This is a genomic window from Bifidobacterium sp. LH_230 (assembly GCF_056357555.1).
In genome coordinates this window covers 18466-32174 of the sequence record NZ_JBKEWJ010000019.1, presented here as the reverse complement: position 1 = coordinate 32174, position 13709 = coordinate 18466, and the positions used below count along the sequence as shown (strand labels likewise).

The 13709-nt window shown below is 62.7% G+C and carries 8 protein-coding genes and 2 pseudogenes; all 10 read left to right on the top strand.

Annotation, left to right across the window (positions count from 1 at the left end):
* The first annotated feature begins 132 nt into the window (after positions 1–132).
* The 10 genes and pseudogenes from AC1A0G_RS09325 (at position 133) to AC1A0G_RS09280 (ending at position 13694) form a co-directional block, all read left to right on the top strand.
* Positions 133–612, top strand: a complete 480-nt coding sequence (locus AC1A0G_RS09325) for a MarR family winged helix-turn-helix transcriptional regulator (protein WP_476529174.1) — start codon at positions 133–135, stop codon at positions 610–612.
* A 294-nt stretch (positions 613–906) separates the two neighbouring features.
* Positions 907–1722: pseudogene (locus AC1A0G_RS09320) on the top strand (ABC transporter permease); the annotation flags it as partial.
* A 207-nt stretch (positions 1723–1929) separates the two neighbouring features.
* A pseudogene (locus AC1A0G_RS09315) lies at positions 1930–2760 on the top strand (ABC transporter ATP-binding protein); the annotation flags it as partial.
* 282 nt (positions 2761–3042) lie between these two features.
* The gene (locus AC1A0G_RS09310; protein ID WP_476529211.1) at positions 3043–4890 is read left to right on the top strand and encodes an ABC transporter ATP-binding protein; all 1848 of its coding nucleotides are present in this window, start codon (positions 3043–3045) and stop codon (positions 4888–4890) included.
* A gap of 1002 nt (positions 4891–5892) precedes the next feature.
* Entirely contained in the window at positions 5893–6612 is a 720-nt protein-coding gene (locus AC1A0G_RS09305; RefSeq protein ID WP_476529172.1) for a sulfite exporter TauE/SafE family protein, read from the top strand.
* A gap of 16 nt (positions 6613–6628) precedes the next feature.
* Positions 6629–7888, top strand: coding sequence for a PucR family transcriptional regulator (locus AC1A0G_RS09300; protein ID WP_476529170.1), 1260 nt, complete (start codon positions 6629–6631; stop codon positions 7886–7888).
* A 322-nt stretch (positions 7889–8210) separates the two neighbouring features.
* The gene (locus AC1A0G_RS09295; RefSeq protein ID WP_476529168.1) at positions 8211–9572 is read left to right on the top strand and encodes an aminotransferase class III-fold pyridoxal phosphate-dependent enzyme; all 1362 of its coding nucleotides are present in this window, start codon (positions 8211–8213) and stop codon (positions 9570–9572) included.
* A gap of 167 nt (positions 9573–9739) precedes the next feature.
* On the top strand, positions 9740–10870 hold the full coding sequence (locus AC1A0G_RS09290) for an iron-containing alcohol dehydrogenase family protein (RefSeq protein WP_476529167.1): 1131 nt from the start codon (positions 9740–9742) through the stop codon (positions 10868–10870).
* A 654-nt stretch (positions 10871–11524) separates the two neighbouring features.
* The gene (locus tag AC1A0G_RS09285; RefSeq protein WP_476529165.1) at positions 11525–12466 is read left to right on the top strand and encodes an ABC transporter permease; all 942 of its coding nucleotides are present in this window, start codon (positions 11525–11527) and stop codon (positions 12464–12466) included.
* Positions 12467–12518: 52 nt separating this feature from the next.
* Positions 12519–13694 carry a taurine ABC transporter substrate-binding protein gene (locus tag AC1A0G_RS09280; RefSeq protein ID WP_476529163.1) on the top strand — a complete coding sequence of 392 codons (1176 nt, stop codon included), beginning with the start codon at positions 12519–12521 and terminating at the stop codon, positions 13692–13694.
* Positions 13695–13709: the final 15 nt, after the last annotated feature.

The window sequence follows — 13709 nt, the reverse complement described above, 5'->3', positions numbered from 1 at the left end:
CGACGCCGACGGTGGCGTTGATGGTCGCCGAATATATTACAGTGTGTAATTGTTTATAGTGAGAGATAATATATGCAATGTTGTGCTCAGTGCGAGTGCATATGTGCATATCCATGTGGAAAGGTGTGGCTAATGGGATTCGAGCAGGAAGCGGTCGATGAGCTGTGGCGCACCGCATGGTGCCATCGTTCGGACATGCAGCGCGAATTGACGCGCGGCACGCAAGGGGAGGTGTTCGCGATTCGGCAGCTCGCACATCATGGCACGATGACGCCGTCGCAGCTGGCCGTTGAGCTCAACGCGACGTCCGGCCGCATTTCGACATTGCTGTCCGCAATGGAGAAAAAAGGATTGATCACGCGCGAAACCGATACCGATGATCGCCGCGTAGTGCTCGTGAACCTGACTGATGCCGGGCGCGAGCGCGGGCGGAAGGACATGGAGGAGATGCGCGATGCGGTCTGCTGGATTTTCTCCCAGATGGGGGAACGGCGTACGCGCGAGTTTGTCGATCTGACGCGCGAGTTCGTGACGTACATGTCGATCTGCAAGCCTGGCCAGCCGCGTCCGACCGCGGAGGAAGTGCGCAAGGCGTTCGAACATCAGGAGTAAGGATTCGTCGTTTGCCTCGGCGTTGTCATTTCGAGCGAGGCGAAGCCGAGTCGAGAAATCTCGGGGGTGGGTCTGTAAAGATTTCTCCACTCGCTGCGCTCGGTCGAAATGACCAGTGGGTGGTGCGCTCGGCCGGAATGCAGGTGCGTTTCGCCTGCCCGGATTGACGCAAGTGCCTGATTTTCAGGAAACACGCAGGATTGCGTGTAATATCTTACACTGTAAGTAATTTAATACTGGAAACTAATTAACCGATATGTATCTTCAGGAACCAACAACGCATAGGAGGAATCGATGCTTCGCATCATGAAATACCTCTCCAAAGCGGAGATAGGCCAGATGCTCATCGCGCTGGTCGCCATCGTCGGTCAGATCTGGTTCGACCTCGAACTGCCCGACTACATGTCCGACATCACCACGCTCGTCGAGACGCCGGGCAGCGAGATGCGCGACATCTGGGTCGCCGGCGGCAAGATGCTGCTCGTCTCGCTTGGCTCGGTCGCATGCGCGATCGTGACCGGCTTCATCGCGGCCCGAGTCGCTGCAAGTTTCGGCCAACGTTTGCGCTCGCTCGAGTTCGCGAAGGTCGAATCGTTCGGTCCGGCCGAGATGGACCGCTTCTCGACTGCAAGCCTTATCACCCGCTCGACCAACGACATCACGCAGATTCAGATGTTCATCACGATGGGCTTGCAGCTCATTGTCAAGTCGCCGATCATGGCCGTCTGGGCCATCATGAAGATCGCCGGCGACGGCTTCGAGTGGACGCTCGCCACGGCCATCGCCACGGTGATCCTGCTCGTCGCGATCGTGATCCTCATGGCGCTCGTCATGCCGAAGTTCAAGGCGATGCAGCAGCTCACCGACAACATCAACCTTGTTTCACGTGAAAACCTCACCGGTCTGCGCGTCGTGCGCGCCTACAACGCCGAGGACTACCAGGAAGCCAAATTCACCAAGGCCAACAAGGATCTCACCGACACCCAGCTGTTCACGAACCGCGCGATGGCCGTGATGATGCCGCTCATGAACACCGTGATGAACGGTCTCATGCTCGCCGTCTACTGGATCGGCGCATACCTGATCGACGCGGCCGCGCTGACCGACAAACTCACCGTGTTCTCGAACATGGTCGTCTTCTCCAGCTACTCGGTGCAGGTCATCATGAGCTTCCTCATGATGAGCATGGTGTTCGTGCTCTGGCCGCGCGCCGACGTGTCCGCGCAGCGCGTGCTCGAAGTGATCGACACCGAACCGCTCGTCAAGAACGGCGGCGACAAGGCGCCCGACGTGGCGCGCATCGGCGGCGACCAGACCGGCACCGTCGAATTCCGCGACGTGAGCTTCACGTATCCCGACTCGCGTGAGCCGATCCTCGAACACGTTTCGTTCACGGCCGAGCGTGGCCAGACCGTCGCGTTCATCGGCTCGACCGGTTCCGGCAAGACGTCGCTGATCAATCTGGTGCCGCGCTTCTACGACGTCTCCGCCGGGCAGGTGCTCGTCGACGGCGTGGATGTGCGCGACTACGACCTGACGGCGCTGCGCGACAAGATCGGCTACGTGCCGCAGAAGTCGGTGCTGTTCAAGGGGACGGTCGCCAGCAACATCAGCTACGGCGACGATGTGCACGCTGAGATGTCCAGTGTGGCTGGCGGACGTGCGGTCGGCGACGGTACGGCCGGCATGACTGCGAACGATGGCACGTCGGACAACGGCCGCAGCGAACGTGTGCAGGAAGCGGCCGACGTCGCACAGGCAACCGAGTTCGTCAGCCGCATGGACGGCGGATTCGACGCGGCCATCGCGCAGGGCGGCTCGAACGTGTCTGGCGGCCAGAAGCAGAGACTGTCGATCGCGCGAGCCGTCTACCGTGATCCGGAAATCCTGATCTTCGACGACTCGTTCAGTGCGCTCGACTTCAAAACCGACCGTGAGGTACGCGACGCGCTCGCGGAGCACGCCAAGGACGCGACCAAGTTGATCGTCGCGCAGCGCATCGGCACGATCATGAACGCCGACCGCATCGTCGTGCTCGACGACGGCAAGGTCGTCGGCCAGGGCACGCATCGCGAGCTGCTCGAGACCTGCGACATCTACCGCCAGATCGCCGAATCCCAGCTCAGCAAGACGGAATTGACCGCGTGATCCACTATCTCGCCCCCCTCGGCTGAGGGCCGAGTCGTGAAGCAAACGCCGGCGGCGTTTGTAGACGAGGTGCGAGCGACAGCGAGCCAGCAGAGCGTGGCCGCAGGCCATCCGCAGTTGCAGGACGCTGTCAGCAAAGCTGACTGGGGGAACGTCAGAAGGTTGTGCGTATGGCGCCTATCTCTCCCTCCGTCACGCTTCGCGCGCCACCTCCCTCATCAGAGGGAGGCGAGGATGCTTTTTGAAAGGACTTATATCATGCCAGGACCAACGAATCGTCCAATGGGACGCGGGCCGCACGGCCCGGCGGGCAACGGACCCGCAGAAAAACCGCAGGATTTCGGCAAAGTCATGGGCAAACTCGTCCACTACTGCCGCCGATACATCCCCGTCATCATCATCGCGCTCATCCTCGGCGCGGCCGGCACGATCTTCCAGATCATCGGACCGGACAAACTCAAGGACATGACCAACGAAATCACCAAAGGTCTGCCCGCACTCGTCCACGGCAAACCGGTCGTCGGATCGATCGACTTCGCCGCCGTCAGCCGCATCGGCTGGCTGCTCGTCGCACTGTACGTCGGCTACGCGATCCTCAGCTACCTGCAAAGCTGGCTGATGGCGAACGTCACGCAGCGCACCGCCCAGCAGCTGCGCGAATCGATCAGCGTCAAAATCAACAAACTTCCGCTCAGCTACTTCGACAAAGTCAGCTACGGCGACGTGCTCAGCCGCATCACCAACGACGTCGACGCGATCGGCCAGACCCTCGGCCAGTCGCTCGGCTCGCTCATCACGTCGGTCACGCTGTTCGTCGGCGCGCTCGTCATGATGTTCTGGAACAACTGGATCATGGCCCTGTGCGCGATCGGCTCGAGCCTGCTCGGACTCGTGCTCATGGGCGCGATCATGAAAGCCTCGCAGCAGTACTTCGTGCGCCAGCAGGTCGCGCTCGGCGACGTCAACGGCCACGTCGAGGAGATGTACGCCGGCCATCTGATTGTCAAGGCGTACAACGGCGAGGCCGACTCGATTCGCCGTTTCGAGCAGTACAACGCCGACCTGTACGATTCCGGCTGGAAGTCGCAGTTCCTGTCCGGCCTGATGATGCCGCTCATGCAGTTCGTCGGCAACTTCGGATACGTGGTCGTGTGCGTCGTCGGCGCGGCGCTCGCGATGGACGGGCAGATCGAATTCGGCGTGATCGTGGCGTTCATGATGTACATCCGCCTGTTCACGCAGCCGCTCAGCCAGTTCGCGCAGGCGTTCCAGAACCTGCAGCGATGCGCGGCCGCATCCGAGCGCGTGTTCGGCTTCCTCGAGGAGCCGGAGATGGCCGACGAATCCGACAAGCCGGCGCTGCTCGGCGTGCGTCCGGACGGTACGGGCAAGCCGGTGCGCGGCGACGTCACGTTCGACCACGTGCGGTTCGAATACGAGCCGGGCAAGCCGATCATCAACGACTTCTCCGCGAACGTTTCAGCCGGTCAGAAAGTCGCGATCGTCGGACCGACCGGCGCGGGCAAAACCACGATGGTCAACCTGCTCATGCGCTTCTACGAGATCGCCGGCGGGCGCATCACCATCGACGGCGTGGACACGAAGAGCGTGCCGCGCTGGAACGTGCACGACCAGTTCTCGATGGTGCTGCAGGACACGTGGGTGTTCCGCGGAACCGTGCGCGAGAACATCGCGTACTCGAAGCCCGGCGTGACCGACGAGCAGATCGTTGCGGCCTGCCGCGCGGTTGGACTGGACCACTATATTCAGTCGCTGCCGGATGGTTACGATACGGTGCTCGACGAGAACTCGTCGCTGTCGGCCGGCCAGAAGCAGCTGCTCACCATCGCCCGCGCGATGGTACAGGACGCGCCGATTCTGATCCTCGACGAGGCGACCTCGTCGGTTGATACGCGCACCGAAGAGCTGATCCAGAAGGCGATGGACGCGCTTACCGTCGGCCGCACGTCGTTTGTGATCGCGCATCGACTCTCCACGATTCGCGATGCGGACATGATTTTGGTCATGAACCACGGCGACGTAATCGAGCGCGGCACCCACGACGAGCTGCTTGCGGCGGGAGGGTTCTACGCCGACCTCTACAACAGCCAATTCACGCTCGTTGGATAACGGAGTGTCCGCAGCACCGTGCGAGGCTTGAAGTATCACATACGTCTGCACCTCGCCCGGCACTGCGGACACACGCGTTATCCAACGAGCTACGCTCACTGATTGATGGAGCGTCCTCGGCACCTCGCAGGACTTGACGTACCGTCGTACGCCGGCGTCCTGCGAGGCACCGAGGCCGCACGCGTCAACTGGTTCGCTACGCTTGTTGGATAACGGAGTGTCCGCTGCGTTACGGAAGGCTCGACGTACCTTCGTACGCCTTCGCATTCCGCGCCTTGCGGACACACGCGTTATCCAACGAGCTACGCTCGCTGATTGATGGAGCGCTCCGCGGCATGCTTGGCGGAACGGAATCACCGTGCTGTGGGCACGACGATGTTGTGTTGTTGGCGGCTTACGCCGCGGTATCCCACCCGGCGGCTGCGCCGCCACCCTCCCCTGATAGGGGAGGGAAAGAGGCAGGGAGGTGTTGCGGTCTGGCGGCCCCTCCCTGAGGGGAGAGGGGACCGTGACTTGGTCTCTCGAGGCGATCGCGAGTCCCTCCCCTTTGAGGGGAGGGTGGCGCGTAGCGCCGGGTTGGGGTACTGCGGCGTGTCGGCGCCGCCAACAACACAGCATCGCGCGAAGCGTGATTCCGAATCGTGGGGGTGGGCGATTCCGTTTGCGGGTGCGACGTCGCGTGTAGCACGGTTTCGAAATCGTAGGGTGACAGCGTGATTCCGAATCGTGATGCGGTGCGATTCTGCTTGCGGGTGCGGCACATCGCGCGAAGCGTGATTCCGAATCACAGGAGTGGTGCACGGGTGCAGCATCGCGGTGATTCCGAATCGCGGGACGGCACGATTCGGCTCGCGAGCACGGCATCGTGCGTGGAGCGTGATTCGGCCGCCGCTCCGCGTTACATGGCGGCCGTATCGGGGCTGTATCGTGGGCGCATCTGCCGGATCGGCAACGGTGATCCGTCGCCGCGCCGGTCGACAGACCTACGATACGGAGGTGCCGATGAGCGAGACGATGCGCGACATGCTGTTCCTGATCGTGCTGTTCCTTGCGAACGTGATCCAGGCGATCACCGGATTCGCCGGCACCGTGCTCGCCATGCCGTTTTCGATGCTGCTGCTCGGCACCGACGCCGCCAAAGTCGTGCTCAACCTCACCACGCTGCTGGCCTGCCTGTGGCTCGGCATCCAGCACCGCGCGCACATCCGCTGGCGCATTCTCGGCGAAATGGTCGGACTCATGGCCGTCGGCATGGTCGCCGGCATCGCCCTGTACGCCGCGCTTCCGCTCGCCCCCTTGCGCAAGGCATACGGCCTGTTCATCATCGCGATCGCCCTGAAAAACCTCCTGCGTCCAAGCCGCACCGATCCGCCGCGCTGGCTGCTGATCGTCATCGCGCTCGCGGCCGGCGTCATCCACGGCATGTTCATCTCCGGCGGCGCACTGCTGGTGATCTACGCGGCCGCCACGCTCAAGGACAAGAACGAATTCCGCGCGACGATGGCGTGCGTGTGGGTCGCGCTCAACTCGGTCATGGCCGTCGAACAGGGCGCGTCCGGCGTGATGACGCAGCATACGCTCGTTCTCAGCGCGGTTGCGATACCACCGCTGATCGTTGCGATCATGATCGGGAACCGTTTGCAGCGGCATGTCAGCCAGCACGCGTTCCTGACGCTCACGTATATACTGCTGGTGATTTCCGGCGCGTCGATCGTGCTGTGAACGAGGAGGATGTCCGATGACGGTTCGGTTGAAGGAACTGGTGGAGCAGGCCGACGACAAGAGCATGATGCTTGTGGCCGGGCGCAACGGGCTCGAACGGCCGGTGCGTTGGGTGCATATGGTCGAGAACGAGGAGATCGCGGGCTTCCTCGAAGGTCAAGAGGTCACGTTCACGACCGGCATCGGCTTGGAGACGCAGGAGGATCTGACCGGACTGCTGAAAAGCGCGTATGATTCCGGTGCGTCGGCCGCGGTGGTGAACATCGGTCCGTTCATCCACCAGATCAGTCCGGATGCGATCCGGTTCTGCGACGAGCATGACTTTCCGCTGTTCAAAGTGCCGTGGAGCGTGCACATGGCGCAGATCATGCACAGTTTCAGCCTCGCGATCACCATGAGCGAGAAGCACAGCGTGGAACTGGCCGCCGCGCTCGAAAACGCGATCTTCCATCCCGACCGCGAGGAAATGTATCTCGAATACCTCGAACAGTCCGGTTTCGGCAAGGACTGGAACTACTGCGTGACCGTGTTCAGCGCATGCGCCGAGCCTGATGGGGGAACGGCCGTCGGGCGGGACGGCAGCCAGTCCGGCGGGCAGCGGGACGGCGTGTCCGGACCGTCCGGCGAATCGACCGGCAGACGGCATGACGTCGACCGCATCGCGCAGTACTCGCGCGAGATCGAATCGCTGGTCACCCGCAACCAGTGGCGTGTGGCCGTCGTGAATATCGAGGATCGGCTGGTGCTGGTCTTCGCCCGATACACGGCCGAACAGGTCGAGATGATGGTGCGCGAGATGATCGCGGGCATCCGCCGTCACGGGGCGACGTTGGACCGCACGTACATCGGCGTCGGCAAGGTGACGAAATCCGCGCGATGTATCGGCAAAAGTTATCATCAGGCCCTCAAACTCGAACGTTTGCAACACTTGCGCAACCATGCCGGCGAGGTCGCGCTGTACGACAATTCCGGCGTCGACAAACTGCTGCTTGCCATCGCCGACCGCGACATCCTCGACGACTACTATCGCGACAGCATCGGCCCGCTCGTCGAATACGACCGCGTCAACGGCACCGAACTGACCGCGACGCTGCGCACGTACTTCCAGTTCTCCGGATCGGTCAAGGAGACGGCGGAACGGCTGTTCGTGCACCGCAACACGGTGAGTTACCAGCTCAACAAGATCGAGGACATCCTCGGCGTGAACCTGTCCGATTTCCGCACGCGCGAGTTCCTGTCGGTCGGATTGCAGGTGCGCGAGATCCTCGACTGCTGATATGGCCGTCGCTGACCGACACTGGCCGACGCTGACCGTCGATTGTGCTGGAGCACAATCAGGTTTAGGTTGCGCGATATAGATCGACAGCTCATTCGCTCGTAGACTGCAAAGCAATCACGGAATCCACAAGGATTTCGGACAGTCGCCGAACGGATGACCGTCGCGACAATCACCGTGTAACCTCACGGCGATATGTTTCGATTGTGTATCGTGCACATACAATGCACGTTTCCGTCTCATCCATCCGGCATCACCAACCGGCCGCGAACGCACCGAACGTACCCGCACGAGCCACGGCCGCAACCGAAAGGATGAGACGATGAGCGAATCACTGGCGACCAAGGAACTGACCGGCGACGAAGTGGCCGAACTGCACCGCGAATACGTGATGCAGTCGTGGCACAAGCAGGGCGAGCCGGTCATGCCGGTCAAGTCCGCCAAGGGCATCTACGTGTACGACTACGACGGCAACAAGTACGCCGACATGTCGTCGCTGCTCGTGTGCTCCAACCTCGGCCACGAACTGCCCGAAATCGTGGACGCGATCAAGGAACAGGCCGACAAGATGTGCTTCATGGCCCCCGCCTACGCGTCCGAACCGAAGTCGAAGCTCGCCAAGATGATCGTCGACCTCGCCGGCGCGGACTTCTACCAGCGCGTGTTCTTCACCAACGGCGGCGCCGACTCCAACGAAAACGCGATCAAGATGGCCCGCATGGTGACCGGCCGCGAGAAGATCTTCAGCTGCTACCGCTCCTACCACGGCTCCACCCTCGGCGCCTCGTTCGCGTCCGGCGACTGGCGTCGCTTCGCATCCGAGGCGGGCGGCGCGGCCCCGAGCTTCGTGCACTTCATGAACCCGAACATGTACGAGGACGGCTTCGAACGCGGCAAGGACGACGCCAAGGTCACCGCGCTGTACTTGAAGCGCCTCGAGGACCAGCTCATCTACGAGAACCCGGACAACGTGGCCGCGATCCTCATGGAGTCGATCGTCGGCGCGAACGGCGTGATCCTGCCGCCGGACGGCTACATGGAAGGCGTGCGCGCGCTGTGCGACAAGTACGGCATCCTCATGATCTGCGACGAGGTCATGGCCGGCTGGTGCCGCACCGGCAAGATGTTCGCGTGGCAGAACTTCGACATCAAGCCCGACATCTTCACGTTCGCGAAGGGCGTCACCTGCGGTTACGTGCCGCTCGGCGGCGTGGTCGTCTCGAAGAAGGTCTCCGACTACTTCACCGATCACGTGCTGCAGTGCGGCCTGACCTACTCCGGCCACACGCTGGCCTGTGCCGCGGGCGTCGCCGCCGTGAACTACTACGTCGAGCACGACATCGCCGGGCATGTGATGGAGATGGAAGGCATTTTGAAGCCGTTCCTTGAGGAGATGGAGGCCAAGCACAAGTGCGTGGGCGAGTCCCGCTGCATCGGCCTGTTCGCCGCGATGACGATCGTCAAGAACAAGGAGACGCGTGAGCTGATGAGCCCGTACCACACCGCGAACCCGGTGATGGGCAAGATCATGGGAGCGTTGAAGGACAAGGGATTCCTCACGTTCGGGCGTGAGACGAACGTGAACATCTGCCCGCCGCTGACGATCACCGCCGAGGAGCTGAAGGCCGAACTGCCGAAGGTCGACGAGGTGCTCACCTGGGTGGACGAGAACTTCTGCGACTGAACGACGACGGCCTTGGTGTCGCCTGTGCACCTGCGCCCCTGACAGGGGGAGCTGGCTGCGAAGCAGACTGAGGGGGTCAATGCCGCTACGTTCGAACCCCTCAGTCAGCCAAGGCTGACAGCTCCCCCTGATAGGGGGCGCAGAGGATGGAAGAAAGGAAACACATCATGCTGTGGGATTATGAGCAGCCGGTCGCGATCCGGTTCGGCAACGGCCGCGTGCGCGAAATCAAGGATGTCGCCGCAGACCTGGGCCTGACCGAAGGCGGCCTGCTCGTCACCTCCGACCACTTCGTGCACGACGGCACGGCCGCCCGGCTCGTCAACGAATCCGACGGTGCGCTCGCCGAAGTCTTCTCCGCATTCTCCCCGAATCCGGACGTGACTGAAGTCGATGCGGCCGCCGCGATCATCCGCGAGAAGCACCTCAAGTTCGTCGTCGCGATGGGAGGCGGCAGTGCGATGGACCTCGCGAAAGCCGCGGCCAGCATCGCGTTGACGAACGATTCGATCGCCGACTATCACGGCACCGGCAAGGCCATGCCACTTGACCATCTGCCGCTGATCGCCGTGCCGACCACCGCCGGCACCGGCAGCGAAGTCACCTGCGTCTCCGTGCTCACCAACCGCGCGCTCGGCAAGAAGGCACCGATCGTCTCCGACGGATTCTTCCCGTCCGTCGCGATCATCGACCCCGAACTGACGTACTCGGTGCCGCCGCACGTCACCGCATCCTGCGGCATGGACGTGCTCAGCCAGGCGATCGAAGGTTACTGGAGTAAGGGGCACCAGCCGATCTGCGACGCGTGCGCGATCCACGCCGCGCCGCTCGTCTTCAAGTACCTACCGATCGCCGTGACCGATCCGACCAACGCCGAAGCGCGGCAGAAGATGTGCGAGGCGTCGGTGATCGCGGGACTTGCGTTCACGCTGCCGAAGACCACGTCATCGCACGCCTGCTCGTTCCCGCTGACCAACATCCACGGGATTGCGCACGGCGAGGCTTGCGGATTGACGCTGGACTGGTTCGCGCGAGTGAACAAGGACGCGCAGCACGGTCGCGTGCAGAAGTTCGCGCGGGCGATCGGATTCGCCGACGTCGACGCGATGGCCGACGCGATCCACGATCTGAAAGTCAAGGTCGGGTTGCGTACGGGACTCAAGGACCTGCGGCTGACCGCATCGCAGATCGACGATCTGGTGCGCATCAGCCGGCACCCGAACCTGTACAACAATCCGGTCGAGATCACCGACGACATGCTGCGCGACATGTACGAACACCTCGCCGTGACGCAGTGATGCTGCTGGTTGCGTCGTTTCGGCCGGGCGGAGAAGTTGGTTCTTCGCGTGTGAGGTGTGGATGAGGAATCGCGCTTTCGCGCGATGCCGTGTTGATGGCGTCGGCAGCGGCCGACGCCGGGTACCCCACCCGTCAGCTTCGCTGCCACCCTCCCCTGAGAGGGGAGGGATAGACGACGATGAACGCATGTGGCTCGGCATGCCTGACACCCTCCCCTGAGAGGGGAGGGAATTTGGTCGGGCCGTTCCCTCGAGGAGACACTCTCCCCTGAAAGGGGAAGGAAAGCTGAAGCCGACAGACACGAACGAGTTCCCCCTGAAGACGTTTTGGTTTTCCCTCCCCTCTCAGGGGAGGGTGCCCGGCGCAGGCCGGGCGGGTGGGGTGCCCGCGCGACGTGATCTGCGTTTTCCCTCCCCTCTCAGGGGAGGGTGGCAGCGAAGCTGACGGGTGGGGTACCCGCGGCGCAAGCCGCCAACATCACGGCATCGGCCGCACGTAGTGCGGACGATCCCGATCGCAACGACAAAACCACGAGCCAAAACCTACGTAACGCAACGGAAACGGGATGTTTGCGATTCGGGGCGCATTACGTAATCGAACGGGCGGTTGCCGGTCGTAAACCTAAGGCAACGCGAATGTAGAGAGGAACGATCATGAGCGATGAGACAACGTTGGCCGCGCCGGACGGCACGGCGGCAACGCCGGATACGCCGGTTGTGGCCGGTACCGCAATCGCCGGCACCGCGATCGTGGAAGGCGAGAAAACCGCCAAACGCAAGCCGATGCCGGCATGGATGCAGTCGAAGAAAATCCAGCCGATCATCTCGCTCGTGCTGCTCATCGCAGTATGGTGGGCGGCGACCTCCGCGAACCTTATCAATTCGCTGTACCTGCCCAGTCCGCAAGCCGTGTGGAACGCGTTCATCGAAGCGAACAGCTGCCGTCCGGCATCCGCCGGATCGTCGCGCATCGTATGCGGCGAACAGCAGTACTTCCTGTGGCAGCACCTGGTCGTCAGCCTCGAACGCATCGGCATCGGCATGCTACTCGGCATCGTCGTCGGCGTGCTCGTCGGCTTCCTGCTCGCCGAAATCGGCTGGCTCAACCGCATCGTCCTGCCGTACATCAACTTCATTCGCGCGCTGCCGCCGCTCGGCTACATTGGTCTGCTCATCGTCTGGTTCGGCATCGGCGACACCACGAAAATCTGGCTGCTGTTCCTCGCCGCGTTCCCGCCGATCGTGCTCGCCACGGTGGACGGCATCAACGGCGTGAACCGCGACCGCGTCAACTCGGCGCTATCGCTTGGCGCCTCGCGGCCGAAAGCGTTCCTGTTCGTCGTGTTCCCGAGCGCGTTGCCGTCCATCATGAACGGCATCCGACTCGCGGTCGGCTTCGCCTGGACCACCGTCGTCGCGGCCGAACTCAACAACGGCATCCCCGGCATCGGCGCGCTCGCGTACCTGTCCGGCACCGAACTGAACACGCCGCTGACCATCGCCTGCATCTTCGTGATCGGCATCGCCGCGCTGCTGCTCGACTGGCTCATCCTCGGCATCACGCATCTGGTGACGCCGTGGGTCGGCAAGGAATAATCCGGCCAGTCCAAGCGATCGTAACCTGAGCGAACGTAGAGAGGAACCCACGATGAATACGCGCGTATGCACCAGCAGTCAGCCAGTCATCAACGATGCTGCAACCAGCGTCGCAAACGATGTCAGCATCACCACCACAGCAAAGCTTCGCAACGCAACCGTCATCCGCCGCACCGCCGCCGCGCTGCTCGCCGGCGCGATGCTGACCGGCGTCACGGCCTGCGCGAAAATGCCGACCGCCGACGAACTCGTCGGCAACACGTCCGGCGCCGCAGTCACCGAATGCCCGGTCGACTCGGCCAAGAACGAGCAGTTCACCGGCACCGTGCGCATCGCATGGCAAGCCATCCCGAACGCCGACCTCATCGTCAAGGACAAGGGCCTGCTCGAAGCCTGTCTGCCGAACGCGACGATCCAGTGGAGCCAGTTCAACTCCGGCGGCGACGTCATCCAGGCGTTCGGCTCGAACTCGCTTGACATCGGCCTGGCCGGATCGTCGCCGGCCGTGCGCGCCGCATCCGCCCCACTCAACCTGCCGATCAAAGTCATCTGGATTCACGACATCATCGGCGACGCGGAATCGCTCGTCGCACGCGGCGGCGACTACAAGTCCATCAAGGACCTCGCCGGCAAGAACATCGCCGTGCCGTTCGGCTCGACCTCGCACTTCTCGCTGCTGTCCGCACTGCACAACGCCGGTATGAACGAGACGAGTGTGCACCTGATCAACCTCGACCCGGACAAGATGTCGGCCGCATGGACGCGCGGCGAAATCGACGCGGCATGGGTGTGGGACCCGGTCCTGAGCACGCTCAAGGCCGACGGCGGCACGATCGTCACGTCGAGCGCGGCAACCGCGAAAACCGGCTCCGCGACCTACGACATGGAACTGGCGACCGACGCGTTCGTCAAGGCCAACCCGGACGTGATGGAAACGTGGACCGCAGTCGAGAACTACGCCGCCGGACTGATCTCCAGCGACGAGGCATCCTCCGCCGAATCGATCTCCACGATCCTCGGCAACTCGGTCGACGACGTCAAACAGCAGTTCGCCGGCTACACCTACCCGCAAGCCAAGGACCAGAGCGACATCTTCCACGGCCAGCTGCCCGGCATCTTCAAAGCCACCGCCGAATTCCTCAAAACGCAGGGCAGCCTCGACAAGGTGAGTGGCGACTACTCGAGCGTGCTCTACACCGACGCGATCGACGCGGTGGCGAAGGAATAACTCCGGCACGCATGC

Bases quoted from the DNA above. Each gene is read 5' to 3' on its own strand.
- AC1A0G_RS09310 (WP_476529211.1), top strand. From the start codon at position 3,043: ATGGGACGCGGGCCGCACGGCCCGGCGGGCAACGGACCCGCAGAAAAA.
- AC1A0G_RS09295 (WP_476529168.1), top strand. From the start codon at position 8,211: ATGAGCGAATCACTGGCGACCAAGGAACTGACCGGCGACGAAGTGGCC.
- AC1A0G_RS09290 (WP_476529167.1), top strand. From the start codon at position 9,740: ATGCTGTGGGATTATGAGCAGCCGGTCGCGATCCGGTTCGGCAACGGC.
- AC1A0G_RS09300 (WP_476529170.1), top strand. From the start codon at position 6,629: ATGACGGTTCGGTTGAAGGAACTGGTGGAGCAGGCCGACGACAAGAGC.
- AC1A0G_RS09325 (WP_476529174.1), top strand. From the start codon at position 133: ATGGGATTCGAGCAGGAAGCGGTCGATGAGCTGTGGCGCACCGCATGG.
- AC1A0G_RS09285 (WP_476529165.1), top strand. From the start codon at position 11,525: ATGAGCGATGAGACAACGTTGGCCGCGCCGGACGGCACGGCGGCAACG.
- AC1A0G_RS09280 (WP_476529163.1), top strand. From the start codon at position 12,519: ATGAATACGCGCGTATGCACCAGCAGTCAGCCAGTCATCAACGATGCT.
- AC1A0G_RS09305 (WP_476529172.1), top strand. From the start codon at position 5,893: ATGAGCGAGACGATGCGCGACATGCTGTTCCTGATCGTGCTGTTCCTT.